At 70.8% G+C, this 25217-nt stretch carries 16 protein-coding genes and 1 pseudogene; 8 read left to right on the plus strand and 9 right to left on the minus strand.

Annotation, left to right across the window (positions count from 1 at the left end; translation table 11 throughout):
- The first annotated feature begins 348 nt into the window (after positions 1-348).
- Positions 349-5229, plus strand: coding sequence for an FG-GAP-like repeat-containing protein (locus AC07FY_RS19490; protein ID WP_479007780.1), 4881 nt, complete (start codon positions 349-351; stop codon positions 5227-5229).
- Between the two features lie 832 nt (positions 5230-6061).
- Here the strand turns inward: AC07FY_RS19490 and AC07FY_RS19495 are convergent.
- Positions 6062-6592 (minus strand): MarR family winged helix-turn-helix transcriptional regulator, encoded by a 531-nt coding sequence (locus AC07FY_RS19495; protein ID WP_479007782.1) that lies wholly within the window; start codon positions 6590-6592, stop codon positions 6062-6064.
- Positions 6593-6688: 96 nt separating this feature from the next.
- On the opposite strand from AC07FY_RS19495, the gene AC07FY_RS19500 reads away from it, so the two are divergent.
- A complete protein-coding gene (locus AC07FY_RS19500; RefSeq protein WP_479007784.1) occupies positions 6689-7999 on the plus strand; it encodes an SgcJ/EcaC family oxidoreductase in 1311 nt (436 codons plus the stop codon).
- A 56-nt stretch (positions 8000-8055) separates the two neighbouring features.
- Positions 8056-8523 carry a MarR family transcriptional regulator gene (locus AC07FY_RS19505; RefSeq protein ID WP_479007786.1) on the plus strand — a complete coding sequence of 156 codons (468 nt, stop codon included), beginning with the start codon at positions 8056-8058 and terminating at the stop codon, positions 8521-8523.
- A gap of 398 nt (positions 8524-8921) precedes the next feature.
- On the opposite strand, the gene AC07FY_RS19510 is transcribed toward AC07FY_RS19505, so the two are convergent.
- The gene (locus tag AC07FY_RS19510; RefSeq protein ID WP_479007788.1) at positions 8922-9641 is read right to left on the minus strand and encodes a hypothetical protein; all 720 of its coding nucleotides are present in this window, start codon (positions 9639-9641) and stop codon (positions 8922-8924) included.
- Between the two features lie 312 nt (positions 9642-9953).
- Between AC07FY_RS19510 and AC07FY_RS19515 the strand changes: the two genes are divergently transcribed.
- Together AC07FY_RS19515 and AC07FY_RS19520 are read left to right on the plus strand one after the other, a co-directional pair.
- Positions 9954-10085, plus strand: coding sequence for a hypothetical protein (locus AC07FY_RS19515; RefSeq protein WP_479007790.1), 132 nt, complete (start codon positions 9954-9956; stop codon positions 10083-10085).
- Between the two features lie 70 nt (positions 10086-10155).
- Entirely contained in the window at positions 10156-10677 is a 522-nt protein-coding gene (locus AC07FY_RS19520) for a P-loop nucleotide/nucleoside kinase family protein (RefSeq protein WP_479007792.1), read from the plus strand.
- A gap of 261 nt (positions 10678-10938) precedes the next feature.
- Here the strand turns inward: AC07FY_RS19520 and AC07FY_RS19525 are convergent, their stop codons facing one another.
- A complete protein-coding gene (locus tag AC07FY_RS19525; RefSeq protein ID WP_479007794.1) occupies positions 10939-11817 on the minus strand; it encodes an alpha/beta hydrolase in 879 nt (292 codons plus the stop codon).
- A gap of 218 nt (positions 11818-12035) precedes the next feature.
- On the opposite strand from AC07FY_RS19525, the pseudogene AC07FY_RS19530 reads away from it, so the two are divergent.
- Positions 12036-12631: pseudogene (locus AC07FY_RS19530) on the plus strand (AfsR/SARP family transcriptional regulator); the annotation flags it as partial.
- A 9-nt stretch (positions 12632-12640) separates the two neighbouring features.
- On the plus strand, positions 12641-13939 hold the full coding sequence (locus tag AC07FY_RS19535) for a hypothetical protein (protein WP_479008018.1): 1299 nt from the start codon (positions 12641-12643) through the stop codon (positions 13937-13939).
- Between the two features lie 469 nt (positions 13940-14408).
- Here AC07FY_RS19535 and AC07FY_RS19540 read toward each other — a convergent pair whose 3' ends face one another.
- From AC07FY_RS19540 to AC07FY_RS19560, 5 genes are read right to left on the minus strand one after another with little or no spacing between them, the layout of a single operon-like run.
- Complete coding sequence (locus AC07FY_RS19540) at positions 14409-15728, minus strand: lysine N(6)-hydroxylase/L-ornithine N(5)-oxygenase family protein (RefSeq protein ID WP_479007796.1); 1320 nt, start codon at positions 15726-15728, stop codon at positions 14409-14411.
- Entirely contained in the window at positions 15725-16312 is a 588-nt protein-coding gene (locus AC07FY_RS19545; protein ID WP_479007798.1) for a GNAT family N-acetyltransferase, read from the minus strand. The genes AC07FY_RS19540 and AC07FY_RS19545 overlap by 4 nt, the downstream gene beginning before the upstream one ends.
- Positions 16309-18102, minus strand: a complete 1794-nt coding sequence (locus AC07FY_RS19550) for an IucA/IucC family protein (RefSeq protein WP_479007800.1) — start codon at positions 18100-18102, stop codon at positions 16309-16311. Before AC07FY_RS19550 ends, AC07FY_RS19545 begins: the two co-directional genes overlap by 4 nt.
- Positions 18099-19637 carry a pyridoxal phosphate-dependent decarboxylase family protein gene (locus AC07FY_RS19555; protein WP_479007802.1) on the minus strand — a complete coding sequence of 513 codons (1539 nt, stop codon included), beginning with the start codon at positions 19635-19637 and terminating at the stop codon, positions 18099-18101. Before AC07FY_RS19555 ends, AC07FY_RS19550 begins: the two co-directional genes overlap by 4 nt.
- Before the next feature lie 12 nt (positions 19638-19649).
- Positions 19650-21461: an IucA/IucC family protein gene (locus tag AC07FY_RS19560; protein ID WP_479007804.1), complete on the minus strand. Its 1812-nt coding sequence runs from the start codon at positions 21459-21461 to the stop codon at positions 19650-19652.
- Positions 21462-21651: 190 nt separating this feature from the next.
- Here AC07FY_RS19560 and AC07FY_RS19565 point away from each other — a divergent pair, with 190 nt between their 5' ends.
- The gene (locus AC07FY_RS19565; RefSeq protein ID WP_479007805.1) at positions 21652-23169 is read left to right on the plus strand and encodes an MFS transporter; all 1518 of its coding nucleotides are present in this window, start codon (positions 21652-21654) and stop codon (positions 23167-23169) included.
- 15 nt (positions 23170-23184) lie between these two features.
- On the opposite strand, the gene AC07FY_RS19570 is transcribed toward AC07FY_RS19565, so the two are convergent.
- A complete protein-coding gene (locus tag AC07FY_RS19570; RefSeq protein WP_479007807.1) occupies positions 23185-25197 on the minus strand; it encodes an iron ABC transporter permease in 2013 nt (670 codons plus the stop codon).
- Positions 25198-25217 lie beyond the last annotated feature (20 nt).

The following is a 25217-nucleotide window of genomic DNA, read 5'->3' on the forward strand; positions in this document are numbered from 1 at the left end:
GGGTATCGGCCAGCGCCATGCGCGTCTGCGACGCGCAGCCCTAGCGGATCGATGGATATTTCGCAAATTGTATCCCGCGACAGATCGTGCGTGCCTCAATATACACGCTTTCGAGCAACTCCCCTGAAAGTAACAGTTTCGGTTTTCGCGACGCTGGCACAGTTGGAGTCTTCCTTATTCGGCCGTATGAAAAAGGTCGAAAATCGGGCATAAGTGTACACTGAAACGGAATGCTGAATTCCAGATATTCCACGGCTCCGCCTTTCTCGTGAGAAACTCTGGCGACCGAAAAAGCGCGTGCGGCGGAGTCGTTCCCCGGACGCACGGATCGACCTCCAAGGAACATTCGTGAGAACACCTCTGGCGCGCCTGCGCGCCACCGATCCGCCACCCCGCCACAAGGCGTCGGCGCTGGTCACGACGCTGGCCCTGGCCGTGGGTCTGATCGGGGTCGCCCCGGTCGCGGCCGCGGCGGGGGACAGCGGGAAAACCGCCGGATCGGAAACGCCGGCGACCGCGAACGAGGCGATGAAGGCGGCCGACGCCGCCAAGCGCACCGGGAAGCCGGTCGAGATCGTCGGACAGCGCACCGAGACCGACGAGGTCTGGGCGAATCCCGACGGAACGATGACGGCGGAACGCGCACTGGTGCCCGTACGTGTACGGCAGGCCGGAAAGCTGGTTAACGCCGACGCCACCTTGCAGCGCGGGAAGAACGGCACGCTGACGCCGAAGGCGACCAATATCGGCCTGGCCTTCTCGGGCGGTGGTGACGCGCCTCTCGCTGTGATGACCAAAAACGGAAGAAACGTTTCTCTTTCCTGGCCGAAGCCGCTCCCCGAGCCCGTGATCGCGGGGAACAGCGCCGTCTACCCCGAGGTGCTCCCAGGCGTCGACCTGCGCGTCACCGCGCACGTCGACAGCTTCGCGCACGCCCTGGTCGTCAAGACCCGCGAGGCGGCGGCCAACCCGGCGCTCGCCTCCCTCGACTTCGGGATAAAGGCCGAGGGCCTCACCGTACGCGCCGAGTCCGACGGCCAGTTGCGCGCCGTGGACCCCGCCGGGCAGACCGTCTTCGGGGCAGCCAAGCCGCAGATGTGGGACGCCGGCGGCGAGAACCCGGCGGCGGCCCCCGCCGCCCCCGGCACGCAGTTCCTGCGCTCCGCCCGCTCCGCCTCCTCCAGCGGCGCGCCCGCGGACCCCGTCGACGGCATCACCAACGGCAGCAAGCAGGCGGACCTGGGTGTCAGGCTCGACGGCGAGAAGCTGACACTGACGCCGGACCGCAAGCTGCTGACCGCGCCCGGCACCGCCTACCCGGTGGTCATCGACCCGACGTGGGACGCCTGGAAGCAGGCATGGACAGTCGCGTACAAGCACAACGCCTTCCCGTCCTCGGCGGGCACGAACTACTGGAACGGCGGCACCCTCAGCAAGGACGCCCGCGTCGGCTGCGCCAAGGACGCCGCCAACGGAAACGCCGTCATCTGCGCCAAGACCTTCTTCCAGGTCGGCATGAAGGACTACTGGGACAAGCAGATTCTGGAGTCCACGCTGCGCATCAAGCAGAAGTCGGCCGGCTCCTGGAGCTGCAAGTCCGGTGACATCCAGGTGTGGGACACCGGCACCATCTCCAAGGCCACCACCTGGAACAACCAGCCCGACTGGTCCCGGCTCGTGGACGCCACGGGCCAGTCCTACGGCGGACGCAACTGCCCCGGGGACGGGGACCTCGTCGAGCTGAACGTCAAGTCGGCCGTGGAGGCCGCCGCCAAGAGGCACTGGCCGACCTGGACCTTCGGCCTGAAGGCCGCCAAGGACACCGTCGACGTCTCCTGGCGCAAGCTGGACCCGAACAGCGCCCGCATCTCGATCAAGTTCAACACCCAGCCCCCGGCGCCGCGCGAGCTCTCCACGGACCCCTCCGTCCCCTGCGCCGGAGGCGTCATCGGAATCACCGACCGCGTCGTCCTGCGCGCCCGGGCAACGGACAAGGAGGACAACACCCTCTACGCCGAGTTCCACTACTGGAAGGACGGCGCCGCCCCGGTTGTGACCAAGATCAAGGTCACCAACGGCAACATCGCGCAGCTGGCGATCCCGGCCGCCAACCTCGATGGCGTCTACCGCTGGAAGGTCCGCACCCTCGACAACGTCGGGGTGCCCGGTCCCTTTGCCGCCCAGTGCCAGTTCACCCTGGACCGCACCCGTCCCGACCGGCGCCCGAGTGTGACTTCGGCCCAGTTCCCCGAGAACGTCGACGACTTCGACAAGGTGCCCTTCGTACGGGTCCCCGGCACGTTCACGTTGGGCGCCAACGGAGTGAAGGACGTCGTCGCCTACCGCTGGTGGACCGATTCCGACCCCAAGGTCAACGAGAAGCGGGCGGCCACAGCCGGCGCCTCCGTCGAAATCCCGTACACGCCGAGCACGACAGGTCCGCAGCGCCTGTTCGTACGGAGCGTCGACGCCTCGAACAATCCCTCGGACCTCAAGGAGTACCTGTTCTACGCCAAGCGCCTGCCGACGCGTGACAAGCCGGGCGACCTCAACGGTGACGGCAGTGTCGACATGTACAGCGTCGACCCCGGCTCCGGCCAGCTGTGGATGCACCCGGGCAAGGGCGACGGTTCGTTCGCGCTGTCCAAGCAACTGGAACGCGGCTCCTTCGCCGACGTCACCTCGCTGACCCACCGCGGAAGCTGGAACTCGGACTACTACGAGGACCTCATCGCCCTGCGTCCGAGCCCGGACAACTCCCGCAAGAACCTGTACGTCTACCCCAACCGGTCCGACGGGGACCTTGAGGATGCCGACAGCGACCGGCTGGAGCTGCAGGTGGGCAACCCCGAGCAGGACGACCACTGGTCGCAGGCCGACCAGGTCCTCTCCATTGGCAGCGTCAACGACGACGACGGCGACGGCAAGGTAACCGAGGCCGACCAGGCGGACCTGCTGGTGCGTGCCGGTGACCAGCTGTGGCTGTACCTCGGCTCCCAAGTCGGCTTCCTGGACGCGGTCAGCGAGCCCATCCTGCTCGGCGGCGCCGACTGGAAGAACATGACCCTGCTGGCTCCGGGAGACCTCAACGCCGACACGCTTCCCGAGATCTGGGCCCGCGACACCGTGTCCGGCAAGATCCACCAGTACACAAGCCGGAAGACCACCGATCCGACGTCGCCCACGGTGACGGACCTGACCGTCTACGCCGATCCGGCGGTGCGCGCCTCCTCCATCGGCAGCGGTTTCACCGGCGCCGCGTACGCCCACCTCGCGTCCAACGGTGACTTCGAGAGCGACGGCTTCGCCGACCTGTGGTCGCGTGACGGCGACGGCCGGATCACCGAGTTCCCGGGCCGGGCCGTGACCGGCGGCTCCGCCTTCGGCGCCGGCCGGCAGCTGGTCGTGGGCGGCACCTCCTGGTCGGAGTGCCAGCAGTTCAGCTCCACGGCCACCGGCACGCGCTCCCTGTGCGGTCCGATCCTGGCGAAGTTCCTCGCCAAGGGCGGCACCACCGGGCTCGGCCACCCGTCCACCGACGTCCTGGTTGCCCCGGACGGAGTGGGCCGCTACATCAACATCCGCGGCATCGGCCAGACCACCGACAACGGCTCCATCTACTGGCACCCGAGCACGGGCGCCTGGGTTCTGTGGGGCTCCATCCGTGCGAAGTGGATCGCCATGGGCGCGGAGAAGGGCATCCTCGGCTACCCGACCTCGGACGAGACGAAGACCTTCGACGACGGCCGGTTCAGCACCTTCTACTCCGCCTCCGGGGGCAAGGGCGGCATCTTCTACTCGAAGGACACCGGCTCATGGTCGGTACACGGCTCCGTCTACGCCAAGTACGTCTCCCTCGGCGGCCCGGCCAGCCACCTCGGCTACCCGGTGACGGACGAGAAGACAGCGGCCGACAAGGCGGGCCGTTACAACCACTTCCGCCAGCGCTCCCAGACGGGCGAGACGGGCTCCATCTTCTGGCACAAGAACACCGGTGCCTGGTCGGTCCACGGCTCGATCCGCACCAAGTGGCTGGCTCTGGAGGCCGAGAGGGGCACCCTCGGCTACCCGACGTCCGATGAGTACGACGTCGCGGGCGGTCCCCGCGCGGACTTCGAGAAGGGCTACATCCGCCACAACAGCGTCACCGGCGCCACCGTCGAGCACCAGCCCGGCGACCGCACCGCCCACCTGCGCACGGACCTCTCCGGCGACTTCAACGGAGACGGTCGCACCGACCTCGCCACCGCCTACGACTACGGCGACAACACCACCGCGCTGTGGGTGCTCGAGGCCCGCCCCGACGGGGGCTTCGAGGAGCCGACGGTCCGCTGGACCAGCACCAAGGGCGGCTTCGGCTACGCACGCTCCAAGTGGGTCACCGGCGACTTCAACGGAGACGGCCGCACCGACATAGCCGCCGCCTACGGCTACAGCGACGGCAGCATCACGCTGTGGACCTTCACGTCCAACACGACCGGGACCTTCACCGCGGCCAAGGGCGTGACGGTGCCCGCGAAGACCTTCGACTGGTCGCTGGGCATCTTCCTCGCCGGCGACTTCAACGGTGACAAGCGCTCCGACATCGCCATGGTCTACGACTACGGCAGCGGCTCGGCGGGACTGCACACCTGGACGGCCAAGGCCGACGGGACGTTCAATCCGGCCGCCCCCAGCTGGAAGGTGGCTGCCGGCAACTGGTGGATCTTCCACGCCACCTTCCGCGTGGGTGACACCAACGGCGACGGCCGCGACGACATCCTCGCGCTGTACGGCTATACGGCCGGCGGCGTGGCGATGTTCACCTTCCAGGCGCAGGCGGCCGGCGGCTTCGCCGCTCCGGTCAAGTCCTGGACGCGGACCAAGGAGCAGTGGACGTACGCGAGCACCAAGTTCACCACGGGTGACTACAACGGGGACGGCCGCGCCGACGCCGCCCTGATGTACGACCACGGCAACGGCCGCGGCTCGCTGTCCACGCTGCTCGGCAAACCGGACGGCACGGTCGACAGCGCGCTCCTCAGCTGGGACACCCAGGAGGGGAACTGGTACGCCGGCAACGCGGGTTATCCGGTCTCGGGCGACTCCGACGGGGACGGCCGTGACGACATCTTGTCCATGTACAACTACTACAACGGCGCCACGGGGGCGTTCACCTTCAAGGGCCGCGCCGACGGAGGCTTCGAGAACGGCTTCCTGAGCTGGCAGACCCTGCCCGGCACCTGGTGATCCCGCGCCGGCGGACCTGATCTGCCGGAGCCGGTGAGCCGAGGGCCCCGCACCGTGACCGGTGCGGGGCCCTCCGCGTTCCGCCGCGTCGCAGGATCCGCTCCGTTCGGGGCGGGACCGGAGGCCTCCGCTCGTCCCGGCCGTTGGGGTGCTCGAGCACCGGGCGGCGCGCGTAGGCTGCGAGGCGTAGACGCACCGCAGCAGGTCCTCCGGGAAGGAGAGCTGCGACTTCTCGATCGTCTGCTCATGGCGGGCGCTGGCCGCCTTCGACCTCCGGCCTTGCGCGTCACCCTCCGCTGCACCTCAACTGAGGACACACCCAGCAGACCAGCCACTCGCCGGGTCGAGCCCCCGACCACGAAGTCCCTTGGGCGGGCGGCGCCATCAGGAGGGCAGGTGTGGGGTCTTGAGAGTGGATCCTGGCCCGGGTTCCACGTGGAAATGCCGGCTGTGCAAGACCTCCGGCTCACCCGGTGAGGGCGGAGGGACGTGCAGGGATGGACGACCTGGGGTCTGGCTCGCGTACTCCGCGATCGTTTCAGTCGCCAAGGGCGTCCTGCCGGTGACGCAGGCGGTCTTCTGGTCGGCCCCCGCCAGAGGCCTCTGCTGGCCACCGCGCGGACCAGACCCGCGACCACGGGGGCACCGGTCTCCTCGCCGCGCGCCTGACCCCAGCCGGGCGAGAACAGCACGTGGAAGGGCGGTCCGTCCTCCACGACAAGTGGGGCGTCGGGTGGAGGCGGCTCGCTCCTTGAAGACGCCGCCTTCAGCACCGGCCGCACCCGTGCTCTCCCGAACGGCCGCCGATGCCGAACCGTTCCGTACCGGGTGGTTATCGGGGGGCGGGTTCGTCGGCGTGGTCGCCGAGGGTGAGCAGGAAGCGGCGTAGCAGGCTGGTGAGTTGGTCGCGTTCGGCGGCGGTGAGCCCGGCGAGCTGGCGCTCCTCGCCGGCGAGGTGGTGTTCGACGAGGCGGTTGGTCAGCTCCCGGCCCTTGTCGGTCAAGGAGATCAGCACCCGGCGGCGGTGGGCGGGGTCGACGGCCCGTTCGACCAAACCCTTCTTCACGAGGTGGTCGATGCGGTTGGTGAGCGCCGCGGAGCTGACCATCGCGGCGGAGCTGAGCTGGCCGGCGGTCAGGACGTGAGGCGGGCCCGAACGCAGCAGGGTGGCCAGGACGTCGAACTCCCAGGGTTCGACGCCGTGGCTGCCCAGGTTCTCCTTGATCCCGCGCTCCAGCAGGCGCGAGGCGCGGGAGAGGCGGCCGATCACGGCCATGGGGGAGGTGTCCAGGTCGGGGCGGACCGCGCGCCACTGTGCAGTGATGCGGTCGACGCCGTCGCGTTCAGCCTGTTGTTCCGTCATGGCCCGAGCCTAACATTTTGACGTGGAAATATTTGACACCACCTGAGTGGCCCTTTATAGTTTCGACATCGAAATGTTCGACATGGGAGGGACATCGTGAAGGTTCTGCTCACCGGTGCCACCGGCTACATCGGTTCCACCGTCACCGACCACCTCGTCGCCGCCGGCCACCAGGTGGTAGCGCTCACCCGTGGCGCCGAGCCGCAGCCCGGCCGCGCCTGGCACGCCCAGTTGGTCGGTGATACCGCCGACCCGGCCTCGCTGGCCGGTGCGGTGACCCCGGAGATCGAGGCCGTGATCCACCTGGCTCCACCGAGCGGTGATGCCGACATCGACACCGAGGTCATCGAGGCGCTCGCCACTCCGCTGCGCGGCACCGGCCGTCCCTTCGTCTACACCAGCGGCGTCTGGGTTCTCGGTGCCACCGGCGATGCCCAAGAGGTGGGCGAGGAGGCTCCGACCAACCCGATCGACATCGTCGGCTACCGGCCGCGGATCGAGCAGCGGGTGCTGGCCGAGGCCGCCGAGGGCGTGCGTGCGGTCGTCGTCCGGCCCGGCATCGTGTACGGCAGAGGCGGCGGCATTCCCGCCATCTTGGTCGACCGGGCCCGCCTGCAGGGGGTGCCCGAGTACTACGGCAAGGAGGGCGTGCGCTGGCCGACCGTCCACGTGGACGACCTCGCCGAGCTGTTCGTGGCCGCCGTGGAGCGGGCGGAGGCCGGCACCATGTGGCACGGCGTCGCGGATGCGGCCACTCCGGTCCGTGACCTCGCCCGGGCCGCCGGCCGCGCTGCCGGAGTGCTCGCCGCCCCGCACGCGGTGCCGCTGGAGCAGGCCGCCGAGACCTTCGGCCCGCTCTTCGCGGACGCGCTCGCCCTCGACCAAAGCGTCAGCGGCGCCGCCGCCCGTACCGCACTCGGCTGGCGGCCGGACCGCCCGGGCGCGGTGGCGGAGCTGGTGACGGGCTCGTACCGGCCGGTCGAGGTGTTCGGCGCCCCCGACGGACCGGACACCGACGCCGAGGTGGCCGCGATCCGCCGACTGGTGGCGGAGGTGGAGCATGCCCAGCAGAACGAGCTGGTCGACCGCTTCCTGAGCGTCTTCCGCCAGGAGAACCCGGTGTGGACCACCGGCCACGGCAAGCGACTGTCGGGCTTCGAGGAGATCGCGACCTTCACCCGCACGGTGCTGCCCGGTGCGACGGCCGAGTCCACCGCCGTCTACGACGTCGAGCGCGTGCTGTTCCTGCGACCCGACATCGCCGCGGTGAACGTCCGCCAGCAGCCGGTCCGCCATGACGGCACTCGGCTCACCGACCGTCCCGAGGGCCGCCCGTTCTACATCCTGGTCAAAGAGGACGGCACTTGGCGCATCGGCGCCGCCCAGAACACCGTCGCGGTCGACTGACAACACACGGCTTGCAGTCGCAGGCTTCACCTGCGCAGCAGGAGGAGGAACCGTCCATGACGACCCAGAAGATCTCTGACGCCCAACTCGCCGGACAGCCCGCCGCATACTGGACCGGTCTCGCCTACGAGGCGCTCATTGCGTACACCCGAGCCCAGCAGGCCCAAAAGGGCTATACCCAACCGCAGTTCTGGCTGCTGCGCAACCTTTCCCAGAACGACATCTCACCCGACGGCAAGGGGATGACGCTCCCAGAGCTGTACGAGGCCATGACCTCCTACATCCGTCCCGAGGACGATCTGGCCGCCGAGGCCGAGGTGCTCCTGGAACGCGGCTGGCTGACCCGCGACCCCGAAGACCGGTTGTGGCTCACCGAGGAGGGCGAACAGGCCCGCGTCGACCTCGGACGCGATGCCCCCGCAATCCGCGCCGTCCTCCACGAAGGCATCGACGACGCGGACTACGTCACCACGCTCAAGGTGCTCCGGCAACTGATCCGCAACGCGGGCGGGACGACCGCCTGACCCTGTGGCTGCCAGGCCGGAGCATCGATGAGCGAGTCGCCTGGAGCAGCCGAAGAAGAGGCCCAACGCGGGCAACGTGCCGGCTTCGGAGGCCTGGGCATCGTCATCGCCCTGTCGCAGTGGGCTTTGCCGAGGGGCCAGCGGCTCGGTGAGGGGCCCTTGTCGTAGGCGGGGATCTGCGACTGGATGGTGCAGGTAATCGATCCCTCCTACTCGCACCGTCGGCCCCTGTTACGGGGCTTGCCACGGTCCAACGGGTGGATGTCGCTCCCCATTGCCCGGGCTTTTTACGGTTCGCCCTGCGCGCCTGCAGCTGCTGGGAGCAGCGGTGGGCAAAGAGCAGGCCTCGTCAAGGGCAGCGCGGTCACTCTCCACCAACGCGTTCCTGCGTCTGGTCCTCAGCGTTCTCGAAGCTCAGCAGTCTTCCGCGGATCGTCCGCAAGAACGCGGGCCGCGAGCTGCCGTACCTGCTGCTCCACGGATTGATCGTGGGTGACGAAGAACTCGTACCCGTAGGAACATGTACGTGTCCCCGGCGCCTGGACCTGGTGGAACTCGACATCGACGCCCTGGAGGCTGGTGAGCTCCTCGGGGACGCCGGGCTCCTCGCGTCGTGGCCAGACACCCGTGAGAACGCAGCCCCACTGCTCGAACCAGCCGCTGCCCGCAAGGGTCTGCTCGAGCAACCGGGCAACGGTGTCCACCGGCTCTTCCCAGCTGCGGTCCGCTGCGGCCCGCACGAGTTCGGCTTCGTACTGGGCAGCATCGAAGTGAATGTCCGCAGGCAAGGCAGTGCTATCGCTGGTGTTTTCCCAGGCGTCCCAGATCACCCGGTCGCCCTCGCGGCGCATGGTGACGTGAAGGGCGCCGCAGCAGCCGGCGGTGCAGGGTGGCTCTGTGATCATGACCCTGCGCGGTTCCTCCGTGACCGCCAGCGGCCAGCTCTCGGCCGGGCCTGTCCAGTGTCGGCAACTGAGTGCCACCCCTTCCGGGTGGACTTCCCTCAGAACGTCTACGCCGTCGATCAAAGGCCGCACCTCGGCCCAGGGGTCCGCCGCCCAGTTGTCCGGGATCCCATGCCGCAAAGTCAAGGTGCTGATCATCAGCTGATTGGTCATGCATACATGATCGGTTGACGCTGCGCAGCCGCGTACTCGTTTCCTGGGTGTGATCAGCCACGGCGGGGCGTGCCAGGGCGGCCACCGCGATGACTTTGGTGTGGCTGGTGTGATCACGGCATGCCGGGCAGGGGCACCAGTACACGGGCGAGGGAGCGCGGTGTACGGCGTGAACTGCCCGGGCCTGGGTGCTCAGGTCGAAGCAAGAACGGTTGTCGGTGGGTTCGGAGAACGACCGCGGGTCATCTCGGCATCTCGGGTCCGGGAGAGGCCGAGCTGTCCGTTGTGCTGTTCCGGGGTGGTTGGGCCGACGTGGACTTCATCGCCGGCCTCGCCCACGCGGGTTCCCTCCCGGCCACGGGCATCGCCTCACCAGCGGACTTCGAAACCCGGATGAACCAGTGGGTCGCTCATGTCTTCGAACTCGGCGGCGGCGGTCGCTGAGCGCCCCGTCCGGCAAGCACGAAGACGCCACCGGCCCACCAGGTCCGGGCACGGCGCTAGCGTTGGTTCCATGATCGTATGGCTCAACGGTACCCACGGCGCTGGCAAGACGACGACCAGTGCACTCGTGCAGCGGCTGATCCCGGATTCACGGGTGTTCGATGCCGAAAAGGTCGGCGAGACGCTCATGGACATCAAGCCGGGGCTGCCCTGGACGGGCAACTTCCAGGACTGGTCGCCGTGGCGGCCGCTCGTGGTCGAGACCGCCCGCCGCGTGCTCGACTACACCGGTGGCACTCTGGTGATGCCCATGACCGTCCTGGTCGAGCAGTACTGGCGCGAGATCAGCTCGGGCCTCGCCCGGCATGCGATTCCGGTACGGCACTTCTGTCTGCATGCTGACCAGGACACCCTCCGCGGGCGCATCGAGGGGGACCCGGACCTCGGTCCTTCCCCCTTTCGTCTCGCATACCTCGAGCCCTACGCCGAGGCGGCCCGCACATGGCTGCACGATGAGGCCGAGGTCGTCGACACCACGCACCTCACGCCCGCCCAGACCGCCCTGCGGATCGCGGAGGCGGTCAAGAGTTGAGGTCCGCCGTGGATCTTCGCTCCTGGTGACGCATGGGTTGCCGAATCAGCAGGGGAGGGCCGACTCGTCTGACCCGCTAGGGTCGGCCGGGCGGGGTGGGTCACCCGCGGTCGGGATCTGCACCGACCGCCCGCGCCCCACCAGCCGGGGCCCTCGCACCGCCCGGACCGTCCGAGGCTCGACGCCCCCGCTGGCCCGTGCGGGGCGCCCAGGGCGGTGCCGGACCCGCAGGCCAGGCACGGCACCGCCCCCCTTCACCGGTCAACGCGTCAGCAGTTCCCCGAACGCCTCCACGATGTCCGCCGGGGCTTCCTCGGCCATGAAGTGGCCGGAGGAAACCGTGAGGTGCTTCAGGTCACCGGACCAAGCACCCCACAGCGCGGCCGCCTCGTAGCCGAGCGCGGCGCCCCAGTCCTGCTGGAGCACGGTCAGGGGCATCCTCAGCTGACGGCCGGCGGCCCGGTCGGCCCGGTCGTGCTCCACGTCGATGCCTGCGGAGGCCCGGTAGTCCGCGACGATCGACGGGACGGCGTTGCGGCAGGCCGCGAGGTAGGCGCCGCGGATGTCGGCGGGAATGGCCTCGGGCCGGTTGGCCCACACGTCGAGGAAGTAGCCGAAGAACTCGTCTGCACTGGCCCGGATCATCTTCTCCGGCAGGCCGGGCGGCTGTGCCATGAGGTAGAGGTGGAAGCCGACGGCCGCGGTGAGGCCGTGGAGCGCCTCCCACATGTCGAGGGTGGGCAGGACGTCCAGGCAGGCCAGGTGGCTGACGGCCTCTGGGTGGTCCAGCCCGGCCCGGAAGGCCACCAGAGCGCCGCGGTCGTGACCCGCCAGAGCGAAGCGGTCGTGCCCCAGCTCCTTGGCGAGCGTGACGATGTCCTGCGCCATGGTCCGCTTGGAATAGGTGTCCGGGCCGTCCTCGGCCGGCTTCTCGCTGTCGCCGTAGCCGCGCAGGTCGGGGCAGATCACCGTGTGGTCCCGGGCCAGTTCGGGGGCCACACCCCGCCACATGAGGTGGGTCTGCGGAAAGCCGTGGAGGAGCACGACGGGGGTGCCCGAACCGCCGACCGCGACGTTCAGGGCGACGCCGTCGGCGACCCGCACACGCTGGTAGGTGAAACCCGGGATGGTGGGTGACATGGCAGGACTCGTTCCGTTCGAAGAGGAAGCGGCGCCACCGGGCGGCCGCCCTTGATGTCTCCACTCTCGGCGCGGTGGATGAGCAACCGATGAGCACGCTGTACGTTGGGCTCTGGATCTCGGTGGAGCGGACGACGAACATGCATGTGGACCTGGGAGTCCTGGGGCCGGTCGCGGCCTGGGACCCGGAGGGTGAGCCCGTCCGTCTCAAAGGCCCGATGCACCGGGCGGTCCTGGCGCGATTGCTGGTCGCCCGCCGCCGCGTCGTGCCGGTCGGCCGCCTGGTCGAGGACCTGTGGGACGAGCCGCCGACCGAAGCCGTCAGCACCCTGCGCACCTTCGTGGCCGCGCTGCGCCGCGCACTGGAACCCGACCGCCCCCCGCGCGCCCGCCCCCGGCTGCTGGTCACCGAGGGCCCGGGTTACGCCCTGAAGGCCGCGGACGAGGACGTGGACGCCTGGCGTTTCGAGCACGCGGTCCACTCGGCCGCGGACCTGCCACCGACCGAGACCGTGCGCCGGCTCACCGAGGCGCTGGGTTGGTGGCGCGGCCCCGCCTACGCCGATGTGGCGGACGCACCCTGGGCACGCGCCGAGCGCTCCCGGCTGACCGACCTGGAATGCCGGGCCGTCGAGATACGGGCCGAGGCCCGGCTGGCCCTGGGCGGTGCGGCCCGGGCCGTTCCCGAGCTGGACACGTACATCAGAGAGCACCCCTGGCGCGAGAAGGCTGGCACCTGCTCGCCCTGGCCCTGTACCGGTCGGGCCGCCAAGCCGACGCGCTGTCCGTCGTGCGGCGCGCCCGCAGCACGCTGAGCGACCGTATGGGCATCGAACCCGGGCCCAGGCTGCGCCGTCTGGAGACCGACCTCCTGCGGCAGGCGGACCATCTCGACCCGGGTCCGGGCGGCCCAGCCGCCCAGGTCTGGGCGCAGGCCGCGGCCGATTACGAGCGGGCGGTGCCCGCATCGGCGCCCGCGAGACTGGAATCCACCGCGGGACTGATGCGCGACCTGGCCGTGACCGGTGGGACAGGACTCGAAGCGGCCCGGCGCCACCGGGTGGCAGCCGTGGCCGCGGCCGAACAGCTCGGTGACCCGGAGATCACCGCCCGAGTCATCGGCATCTACGACGTCCCCGCCGTGTGGACCCGCTCCGACGACCCCGAACAAGCCGACTGGCTGGTGGCCGCGGCCGAGCGAACGCTGCGGACCCTGCCGCCGGACGGCCACGACGCGGCCCGCTGCCGACTCCTGGCCACCATCGCCGTGGAGTCCCGGGGAACCCTGCCGCCCGACCGGGCGGCCACCGAGGAGCGGGCCCGCGCCTTCCAGGCAGCAGGACAGGCCGAGCAACTCGCGCGCCGACTGGACAGCACTCCACTCCTGGCCTTCGCCCTCAACGGGGTCTTCATGCAGACCTTCCAACGTGCCGGTCTCTCGGCACGCCGGGATGCCATCGGCGCCGAGATGATCGCGATCTCCCAGCAGCGTGACCTGGTCACCTACGAGATCCTCGGCCACCTCATCCGCCTCCAGTCCCGCTGCGCCGTATCCGACTTCGCGGGCGCCGACCGGCACGCGAGCGCCGCCGACAAGCTCGCCGAACGCCACGACCTCCCTCTGGTGAACGTCTTCACCACCTGGTACCGGGCCCTGCGCACAGCCGTGACGCAACCCCTGGCCGAGGCGGAGACGGCCTACCGGCGAGCCGGCGACACCCTGGACGGTGCGGGGATGCCGGGGCTCCAACGCGGACTGCTCCCGCTGGCCCAGCTGAGTCTGCGCCTACGCCACGGGCTTCCACCGCTGACGAACACCGAGGACGACTGGGGGCCCTACGAGACGTGGGTGCGCCCCTTGCTGCTGGCAGCCGAGGGGGACACCGGGGCTGCGAGCGCCTGTCTGGAGGGCATCGCCTCACCGCCGCGCGACCTGATGTTCGAAGCCATGTGGGCTCTCACCGCCAGGGCGGCCACGGCGGTCGGCGACCGGGAGGTCATGCGACGCGCCGCACGGCAACTGCGGCCGGCGGCGGCGGAACGGGCGGGGGCGCAGAGCGGACTGCTCGACTTCGGCCACGTCGCGCGGATCCTCGACGACATGCCCGTGGCGAACGACTGAGCCGGTGCCGCTCCCGGAAATGCCTCCAGGGCGCTGCCTGCGCGCGTACGCTCTGCGCACCGATGGTGCCGTCGGGTCGTTGAAGGACCGGGTGCACACCGCCCGGGGGATGGCGCCCCCGAGCCCCGCGGGCGGTTCCCAGTCCTGGTACCTGCACGTCCGTCGGGGGCCCTACCAGGGTCTGTTCCAGCCGGCGGGCGTGCGCGGGTGAGGCCCGGTGTCGCAATACCACCGGGCCGCCCATGCCGGACGGACGGAACACAACCCGGCCGGACAGCGGTCACCAACCCCCACCCCAGGATGACCCCCGCGCCACGGTCTGCGGCCTCTGCCCAGGAAGAGGGCCAGGCCCAGGGCCAGGCCGCCCCTCCGGGACGACACGGAGAGGGGCCGCAGGTGCACACGGCCACGGCTCGGAACGCGAGAGCGAGGGCCGTCCGGCGGACCACCTCCGCCGGACGGCCGTCGCTTACGAAACCCGTCGTGGCACGTCGAAGCTGGTGAACGCGCTCCGCTTCGGCAGGCGGTAGGTCTCCCGGCCGGTGATCGCGTTCAGGATCGTGGCGTTGCGTACGGCTCCGATGTCCAGGTTCGGTGACGAGACGCCGTGGGAGTGGACCTCGGCGTTGGCCACGAAGACCCTGCCGGTGATCCCTTCGGCGAGTTCGACGGAATGGTCCAGGCGCACCCGGGGACGGCCCTGGCCGTCACGCAGCAGCATCTCCTCGATCGGTTTCAGGAACGCGGGCGTGCGGTTGCGGTAGCCGGTGGCCGCCACGACGAGGTCGGTGGTGTGCTCGAAGCTCTCCTCCGTGTCGCGGTGCCGGCACGTCAGTACCGCCTGCCCGGCCGGGTCGACGGTCGCCGACTCCACAGTGATGCCGAAGCGGAGTTCCACGTCGGCCAGTCCGTGCTCCAGCTGGCGCCGGTAGAGGAGTTCGTGGACGGCTTCAAGGGTGTCGGTGGAGATGCCCTTGTAGAACTGCCACTGCTCGCCGACGAGCCGGTCGCGCACGTCCTCCGGAAGGGAGTGGAAGTACTGCATGTATGCCGGAGTGGTCAGTTCCAGGTTCATCTTGGTGTAGTCGAGCGGCGCGAACGACGAGGTACGGGTCAGCCAGCCCACGGCGGGCCCGCCCTCGATGTTGCGGCCGAGCAGGTCCACCGCCACCTCGGCACCCGACTGCCCGGAGCCGACCACCGTGACCTTGCCCGCGGCCGCCACATCGGAGGCCCGGTACAGGTAGTCGCTCGTGTGCAGCAGCTTCTCGGCCGGCAGGGCCGCGAGGGCGTCCGGGACGTGCGGCGCGGTGCCGATGCCCAGGACCAGGTTGCGGGCGCGCAGCCGCAGCCGGGTGCCGTCGCCGCCTACCGCGTCCACGGTGAAACGTTCGGCCGTAGGGTCCCACTGCACCTCCTCGGCGCGGTGCGAGAAGCGGACGGACGGGAGTCTGGCCGCCGCCCAGCGCAGGTAGTCCTCGTACTCGCGGCGGGAGGGGAAGAAGTTCTCCCGGACGGTGAAGGTGTAGAGCCGGTCCATGTCGTGGAGGTACTCCAGGAACGACAGGGGGTGGCGGGGCGAGACGAGGGTGACGAGGTCGGCGAGGAAGTTGACCTGCATCGAGGCGTCGCCGAACATCATGCCGCGGTGCCAGGTGAGCTCGGGCTGTTCTTCCAGAACGATCAGGTCGAGGTCGTCCACGGTGGAGGCCAGGGCGGCCAGGCCCAGGTTGAAGGGACCGCAGCCGATGGCCACCACGTCGTGATCGCTGATGACGGCGTCGCTCATCGCGGCATGTCCTCCTCCGTGCGCGGGTGGATGAGCAGGGCGCCGGTCTTGTCGGGGAAGACCACCTTCCCGGCGGGTCGGAAGCCCGCGGCTTCGAAGGCCCGGAGCGAGGGCGCGTTGGTCACGTCCGGTTCGGCGACCACCCTGGTGCAGGCCGGGTCGGCCGCGAGCAGGCCCTCGGCCAGGGCGCGCAGCAGGGCGCGGCCCAGGCCCTTTCCGGTCCGACCGGCCTCACCGATGGCGATGTGGACGCCCAGGTCGTGGGGGAGATCCGGGTAGTGCCCGGCGAGGCGGTCACGCATCACCCGGTACACCTCGATGTACGCCAGCGGCCGGCCGTCGAGGTCGATCAGGACGGGCAGGATGGCGTCCCCGGCGAGGTGCCCGGCGATCTCCTCGTACCAGCGTTCGCGCGGCCATGCCTGGTGCCAGAAGGCGTCGATGTGCGGTGACTGCATCCAGCCGTGTACGAGGTCCAGGTCTGCGCCCTCGGCCTGGGCCACCCGCGCCGACCAGGGGGCGGTCAGAAGCGGAAGCGGCGGCCCCGGGATCGTGGCGGTCGGCTCCTGATGTACCGAGGTCATGCGGTGGCCTCCTGGAGGGGATTGGAAGCGTCGAGGTAGACGGACTGGGCGTCGAGCGGCGCGAGGACCTCGTCGATGCCGTGCAGACGAGTCAGCAGGTTCCCCTTGCAGGGCAGGGTGTCGGCCTCCAGCCAGCGGCGGGCCAGCCGGTCGCCGTCGGGGCCGGCCTCGGCGAGAGCCGGGAGGGCTGCCCGCAGCCGGGCGGCGAGTACGCCGAGGAGGTCGCGCTCGTCCGCGAGGCCGTCGACGGCCAGGCAGCCGATGACCGAGAGGGCCTGGTTGCGCAGCAGGTAGTACGAGAGCCGGTCGTCGACGAGGTCGTCGTCGACGACGGCGAGCGTGGAGGAGTCCGCGCCGAGCCGCTTGAGCAGTCCGGGCAGGTGCGAGGTGGCGAGGTAGTAGCCCTGGTTGTCGCGGAACGCGCTGCCGGTGACCTGGCCCTGCGCGTCCAGCCGCACGAGGGTGTTCTGTTGGTGGGCCTCCAGGCCGATGCCGGTGGTGGCGTACAGGTGCAGCATGGGCACCAGCACCTTGTCGGTGTAGTCGGCCGTCCACTGCTCGGCGGCTCCGGTACCGAGGCCGGTGACCAGTTCGCCGAGCACGCTGCGGCCGAGACCGGGCCGTGGTGCCACCAGGCCGACCAGGCAGCGCAGGTCGGCGATACCGTCGGGCACTTCGCGCACGGCGACATCGAGCCCGGTCACGTCCGGGCCTTCGGGACGCCCCGGCTCGTCCACGGCGAGCCAGGCGGGATCCCGGGTGACGGCAAAGCCCGGGTGGGCCTGGAAGGTGCTGTCGGCGTACCCGGCGTCGAGGAGCCGGTTGATCTCCAGGCCGCGGCGCAGCTCGGTGCGGGTGGACTCGCGGCGGGAGTTGGTCAGCCTGAGGCCGAGGGAGAGTTTCAGCATCACGTCGGCGTCCGGCCGGTACACGGTGCGCACGCTGGAGGTCGGCCACCACTCGGGCCCCAGCTCGCCGAGCGGCTTCAGTGCGCCGGAGGCGATCAGGGCCTTGATACGGGGGCGGTGCAGCAGGTCGCGGGCCTGCCAGGGGTGGGCGGGGACCAGCACCCGGCCGTCGTCCAGGCGGCGTTCGGCCAGGTCGGCGAGGAGCGCCACCGTGTCCCGGCCCGCCAGGGACGGTGCTCCGGCCACCGCATCGTGCGAGACGAGCGACTCGTCGGCGGCGAACCAGTGCAGCCGGAAGGAGCCGCGCAGCTCGGGCGAGAACGCGGCCGCGTCGTTGTCCGAGATGCCGTCGCGACTCTTGGGCGCCGGGTGGTTCAAGTGGCCGAGCAGCAGAGCCTGTTCCGCGTCGAGGAAGCCGTCGACCTCGGACGGCGGCTTCGGGCGCGCACGGCGGTCGGAGATGAACGTGGCGACCCGGCGTACGGACTCGGCGGTGCGCTCCACCAGGTCGGCGACTTCCCCGGCGGGGACGCCGCCGGGGCGGCCACCGCCGCGTATGGCTGCCTCGGTGGACAGGAGGGCGACGGCGGTGACGGGATCGGCCCTCTCGCCGAGCGGGCCTCCGGGCCCCTCCAGACGGACGGGGGCGAACCGGTGCCAGCCGGTGGGCGAGCAGTGCGTCACCTCGGTGACCAGGGCGAGTCCGGCGGTGGGCAGCTCGACGCGGAGCGGGCCGGGGGTGACCGGTGTGCCGGTTTCGAGCAGCCAGCAGCGCAGCAGCGCCTCGATGTGGGCGTGTTCGGCGGCGCCCCGGGCATCCAGTTCGTGCAGCGGGTCGGCAGCGGTACGTGCGGGGGTCGTGGCCGCGGTGGTGATGCTCATGCGGCGCCCTCCTCGATCAGTCGTTCGCAGGTGCGGCCCGCGTCGAGGACCAGGTCCACGAGGCCGTCGATGTCGTCGGTGGTGGCGGTGGGGTTGAGCAGGGTGAACTTCAGGCACACGCGCTTGGGCGAGCCCGGTCCGGCGGTGCGGACCTCGGTACGCCCGATGAGCGCGCTGCCGGATTCCAGCAGCCGTCGGCGCAGGGCGCCGTTGAGTTCGTCGCAGACCGACGGGTCGGCGCCGCGGTAGCGGAACAGCACCGTGGTCAGCTCGGCCGGCGCGACCAGCTCCAGCTCCGGCTCGTCGAGGATGCGGCGCTCGGCGTGCCGGGCGAGGTCGTGGCAGGCGTCGACCATGCGCCCCATGCCGCTGCGGCCGTATGAGAGCAGGGTGGCGACGGCCTTGACGGCGTCGGGGCGGCGGGTGGTCTGCAGGCTTCGGCCGAGCAGGCCGTCGTATCCGGCTTCGGAGTCGTCGGCCGGGTTGAGGTAGGCCACTTCACGGTCGAGGGCGGTGAAGGCGGTGGTGTCCGAGACCAGGAGCACGCTGGTGGCCGCGGGCTGCCAGCCGATCTTGTGCAGGTCGAGGGTGATGGAGTCGGCGAGTTCCAGGCCCGCGAGCCGGTCCGCGAGCCGCCGGGAGAACAGCGCGCCGAAACCGTAGGCGGCGTCGACGTGCATCCAAAGGCCGTGTCCGGCGGCGATCTCGGCGATCTGCGGGAGCGGGTCGATGGAGCCGAAGTCCGTGGTGCCGGCGGTGGCGACCACCGCGATCGGCGTCCGGTCGGGACCGAGGGAGTCCAGGGCGGCGGCCAGCGCCTCCGGCCGCATGCGCCGGTGCTCGTCCACCGGCACCGGATGGACGGCCGACTCGCCCAGCCCGAGGGCGGCGCAGGCGCGGTGGGTGGAGAAGTGGGCGAGTTCGGAGCAGAACACCACCGGTCCCGGCAGCGCCGCCACGCCGTGCTCGCGGGCGTTGATGCCCCGCCGGAGGGCGGCGGCGTCCCGGGCGAGCAGCAGGCCCATCAGGTTCGACAGGGAGCCGCCGGGGGTGAGGACGCCGTCGGCGCGTTCCCCGAGTCCGGCCAGGGAGGTCAGTGCGCCGATGAGCCAGCGCTCGACGGCGAGAGCCGAGGCGCCGGAGTCATACGTGTCCAGCGAGGCATTGCCGGCGCTCGCGAGGGCGTCCGCGGCGACCGCGACCGCCAGCGACGGCGGTTGCAGATGGGCGGCGGCCCGGGGGTGGGAGAGGTCGATGCCGTGCTCGACCAGGACGGTGGCCAGCAGGTGGAGAGCGGCCTTGGTGCCGAGCCCCTCAGCGGGGAGCTCGGCCGGTCCCAGCGCGCGGGAGGAGGCGGCGAGCACCTCGGCCGGGGTTCCCGCCGGGAGGGGCCCGTTCGGGCGGGGTGCGGTCGACGCGGCGTCGACCGCCTCGGCGAGGGTGGCGAGGACCTCGGCGAGGCCGTCGTGGGAGCCGGCGAGCAGGGAGGGGGAGAACTCGGGCTGGGGGGGACGTGTTCGGGTCAGCGGTGTCACGGCCGGTCCTCCTCAGCCTTCGGCGAGCGGGTTGGGGTGCGTGCCGTTCGGGTAGAGCGCGTGGCGCAGGGCGCGGTCGCCGTAGCGGGTCACCACGATCCGGTCGCGGTTGAGGCCGTACCGGGGGATCTCGGGCGTGAGCAGGTCGTACTCGGTGAACCGCTCGGCGAGCTCGGGGAACTTCTTCTGGAAGTCGAGGATCGTCTGCCGCACCAGCCGCCAGAAGGTCTTCTCCGGTACGCCGAGCTGGTCGGCGCACAGCGGTGCCAGGTAGCGGAAGTGGCCGACGAAGACCTGGTCGACGACGTGCTGCTTGATGATCGAGGGGTGCTTGCGGGGCAGGACGTGGTCGTGTCCGTCCGGTTCCGGGCCGCGCTCGGGGACGTCGGTGAAGGAGACGCAGACGTCGTCGACGAAGTCCTTCAGGTACAGGCGCGTCGGCACGTCGTTCTCGTCGTAGCCGATGAGCGTGTTCTGGCCGTGCGGGTTGAAGGTGACTCCGTACCGGTACAGCACGTGCATGATCGGCACGAGGAGGGTGTCGAAGAGACGCCGCAGCCACTCCTGCGGGTCCAGGCCGGAGGCGCGGACGAGCTCGGCGACGAAGGCGTCACCGGCGTTGTCGACGTGCAGGAGAGAGGCGAACGTACGGACCCGCTCGTCCGGGTCCTTGCGCGCCGACACCGAGTCGCGCCAGATGCAGCCCAGGGTCTCCAGGTGCTGGTACGGGGCGCCGTCGAGCTGGGAGAGGTAGGGGTGGTGGACGGTGACCGAGGCGACCTCGCCGAGGAAGACCGTCCGGCATTCCTCGGTCAGGAACGCATCGCGCTCGACCAGACCGCGCAGCCACTGGGTGACGACGGGCGCTCCCATGGTGCAATGCGGGGGTATGCCGCGCCAGACCAGGGTGTTGAGGATCTTCAGCGGGAGTTTGACGTCGTACCGCTCGGGGCTCGTGATGTTGGCCATCGTACGGATGGACTGTCCGGGCAGGTACGCGTCCGGGCTTTCGCCCAGCGGGATGATGCGGCGCTGCGCCACATCGGCGGCGTGCAGGATCTGGACGGCGTGGTCCCACTGCCAGGGGTGCACCGGCATCCACACGTAGCCCTGCGGGTCGACCCCGGCGTCCTGGAGGACCGCGGTGAAGCGGGCCCTGGTCACCTCGTCCAATTCGGCTGCCAGGATGTTCTGTTCGGACAGTTCCGAGGTGCCGCGGAACTCGGCGAGGCCCCGGTGCACGGCAACCCACTGGAGCTTCAGCGCCTGCTCCGACTCGGGGGCGTACCGGCTCACGTCGGTGGCCGAGAAGCCGATCCGGCCCTTGTTGGCGACGAGCAGGTTGTGCCCGGTCATGCGGCACTCCAGCTCCGTGTGGCCCAGGGCGCGCATCTCGGCCACGGTCTCGCCTCCGTGGGTGATGCGGGCGGCGTCAACGGCAAGGGTGGCGGAGAGTTCGGTGAAGTACGTGGCGATGGTCGACGGGTCGCTGCCGATCGTCGAGGCCGCTTCCATGAGGAACTGCTGGGCATCCCAGGCCGGCTGGGCAATGGAGTTGCCGAGCATGCTGGTGGCGGTGCGGGTGATCGAGTCCGGGTCGACGCGCAGCCAGCCGAACGCGCCGGGCATGGCGCTGAACGCGTAGGTCGTACCGCTGTCGAGGTCGAGGCGGTAGCCGCCGTCTCCGGCTTCGACCACCTTGAGCATGTCCTCGAAACACCACTCGCCTATCGCTTTGGCGAGAAGGCGTCGGTTGGCTTCGCGCCAGGCCGCAGGAGCCACGTCGGGCAGTGCGGGCACGGGATGGTCGGCGAGGTTGAGCATCAGGCAGCTCCGATGTCTGTCCGGATCAGTGCGCTCGGACGCCTGGACGCCCGAGCGGACGTTAGATTAGGTTAGGCTTACCTAATGATCAAGGTCAACTTTCGGCCAGCTGGCCCGAGTTGCTCCTGATGACTGCCCTATGAGGCACGGAGCTGGCCCCGACCCTGGACTTGAATGGAGGTGATCAGCGATGCCTTCCCCCCGTAACAACCCCCGATGGACGTTCGCCCTGGTCAGCGCCGGTGGCGTGATGATGACCCTGGACGTGACCGTCGTGAACGTCGCCCTGTCCGACATCGCACGGGACTTGGAGGCCGGGCTGGGCCGGGTGCAGTGGACCGTTTCGGCGTACTCCCTCGCGTTCGGGGCGCTACTGCTCACAGCGGGCGCGCTCTCCGACCGAATGGGCCGCCGGACCGTATTCATGGCCGGAATGGCCCTGTTCACCCTCGCTTCAGCCGCATGTGGTCTGGCGCCCGACGCCGGCACTCTCATCGGCGCCCGCGCTGCCCAGGGCCTGGGCGGGGCCATGGTGTTCGCGCCGACGCTCGCCCTGATCGCCGCCGCCTACGAAGGCGCCCGCCGCCAGGCCGCGATAGCCGGCTTCGCCGCGATCGCCTCCGCGGCCGGCGCGCTCGGCCCCATCGTCGGAGGACTGTTCGTCCAGCTGCTCGGGTGGCGGTGGATCTTCCTGGTCAACGTGCCCATCGGGATCCTGGTCGTGGCCGGTGCACTGGCCCGTATGCCCGAATCGGCGGCGTCGCCGGAGACCCGGCGGCGTATCGATCCGCTGGGTGCGGTGCTGGGCATTGGCGCGCTCCTGGCGCTGCACTATCCACTGGTCACCGGCCCGGAAGTCGGGTGGGCGGCGCCGGAGGTGCTGGTCTCGGCGGCCGTGGGCGTCGTACTTTCCGTGGCCCTGGTGGTCGGCCAGCGCCGCGGCGACGGCCTGATCGACATGTCACTGCTGCGGATCCGGGCGTTCTCGGGCGCCGCGGTGCTGGGGTTCCTCGCCCGGCTGTCCAGCCTGGGCGTGCTCGCCTTCACCACCCTGTGGTTGCAGAGCACACACGCGTATTCGCCACTGGAAGTCGGAGTCCGCCTGTTGCCTCTGACGGGCAGTCTGCTGCTGGTCGGGTTGTTCGTCGCCCGGCTGCAACGGGTGTTCCCGCCCGAGGTGCTGGTGGCCGGCGGCTTCGCGGCTCAGGGGCTGGGGCTGGCCGGCCTGGCCGCCGCCGGCGGGGGCTACGGTGGCCAGGCGGCCACCGTCACCGGACTGGTCCTGCTCGGCGCTGGAGGGGCCGTCATCTTCCCGCCGTTGATGGGCGTGGCGGTGAGCGCCGTGCCCGCCGACCGGGCCGGGATGGCCTCAGGGTTGACCAATGCCTGCTACCCGCTCGGCACCGCGACCGGAGTCGCCGCGTTCGGAGCTCTGTTCTCCGCCCGCTTGGACGGCGGCCTCGGGGATGGCCCCACTGCCGCCGCGCCGCTGCGGGAGGCCGTCGAGACGGGGCGGTTCGAGCTCCTGGACGCCACGCTCCAGCCGCTCGCCCGGTCGGCGTTCTCCGGTGCCTTCAGCGCCGTGTGCCTGGCCTCCGCTCTCGTCTGCCTGGTCGGCGTGCTGGCCGCACGCACGCTCAGGGCCGAGCCTGAGCACGTAGCCGGCGCCGCGAAGCGCCCCCGGTCCCGCGTTGCCCAGACCTCCTGACGCGCAACTGCCGGATCAAACCTCCCGGGTGCGGCGCAGCAACCACACCAGGTAGGGCGCGCCCACCAGGGCGGTGACGATTCCCACCGGGATCTCGGTCGGGGCGAGCAGCGAGCGGCCGAGGGCGTCCGAGGAGACGACCAGTACCGCCCCCAGCACCGCGGCCATCGGCATCATGCGGGCGGTGCTGTTGCCGACGATGCGGCGGGCCAGGTGCGGGGCGACCAGGCCGACGAAGCCGACCGCGCCGACGGCCGCGGCCGTACCGGCCGCCAGGACGGCGCCCGCGCCGAGGACGAGCAGCCGGGCGCGGCCCAGTTCGAGCCCGAGCGCGCGGGGCAGTTCCTCGCCGAGGGCGAGCAGGTTCACCGGCCGGGCGGCGACCACGAGCAGCACGGCGACCAGGGCGGGCAGGGCGAGCCAGCCCAGCGCGGAGAAGTCACGGCCGTAGGTGCTGCCGGCGAGCCAACCGAGCGCGGCCGAGATGTTCATCTGAGCGCCGACCACCATGATGTTGACCAGGGCCATCGAGGTGGCGGCCGCGCCGAGGCCGACCAGGACCACCCGGGTCGGATCGAGCGCGGTCCGGCCGCCGTTCCGGGTGCCTCTGGCCACGAGCACCACCAGCACCAGCATCAGCACGCCGCCGATGCCCGCCGCGGCCGGCAGGGCTGCCAGCGGCGCCGAGGGGACGAGCAGGATGACGGTGATCGCGCCCAGCGAGGCTCCGCCGGTCACACCGACGAGCCCCGGTTCGGCCAGCGGGTTGCGTACGACCGCCTGCACCGTGGCCCCGGCGACCGCCAGGCAGGCCCCGGCCAGGGCCGCCACCAAGATGCGCGGCAGCCGGAAGGACACCACCGCTTCGGTGATCTGCTCCGCGGAACCGAACACCGCCGCGCCGATCTGGCTCCAGCTGACGTGGACGTCGCCGACGCGAAGCGAGACGGCCATCGCGAGGGCCAGGGCGATCAGCCCGCCGCCGATCGCGACGGCGTACGTGGGTGCGCGGCGCTGGTCGGAGACCACGACCGCCGCACCGGTGTCGGCGTCGCCGGTGCTCACCCGGCGGGCCAGCGCCATGAAGACCGGACCGCCGATCAGCGCCGTGACCACACCCACCGGGATCTCCGCAGGCTGCGTGGCGGACGGCGTCACGATCAACTGGGCGGCCGCGTCGGCGCCGAGCACGAGCGCGCAGGACAGCAGCGCCGCCATGGGGATGAGCAGCACGTGCCTGCGCATGCCCAACTGCCGGACGATGACCGGGCCGATCAGTCCGACGAACCCGATCGGCCCGGCGAGCGAGACGGCCGCGGCGGACAGCAGGACCGCGACCAGGAAGGCGGCGGGGCGGACGCGTTCGACCCGTACACCCATGGCCTGGGCCGTCTCGTCGCCGAGCGCGAGCAGGTCCAGCGGGCGCGCCAGGAACGGGGCGATCAGCGCACCGGCGACGACGACCGCGCCGAGGGTGAGCGGCCGTTCCAGACCGGACTGCATCAGGGTTCCGTTGCCCCAGAAGAACAGCCCGCGGGTGGCCTGCACGTCGAGCATCTGCAGGAACTCTGCCGCCGAGGTGGCGGCCAGGGCGACCGTCGCCCCGGCGAGCAGCACCCGTCCGGGCGTCAGGACACCACCGCTGGTGAGCAGGTAGACCAGACCGACCGCGAGGATCCCGCCGAGGAAGGCGGCGCCGCCGGCGGGAACCGGGCCCAGGCTCACACCGGTGAAGGCCACGAGCACCACGGCGAAGTACGCTCCGGCGTTCACCCCGAGGGTGTCGGGGGCGGCCAGGGGATTGCGGGTCGCTCCCTGGACGAGCACCCCGGAGACGCCGAGTGCGATGCCGACGACCAGCCCGGTCAGGGTGCGAGGCAGCCGGCTGCCGAGCAGGACGTCCTCGGTGCGGGCCTCGCCGTGGCCCATGAGCAGGTCGACGATGTCGCCGATCCCGACCCCGGACGCGCCGAGACCGAGGTGGACCACGCCGACCAGGCACAGGACGAGGGACAGGCCACCGCCCACGAGCACAGTTCGTGGGCGGC

This window comes from Streptomyces sp. NPDC045967 (assembly GCF_056430495.1).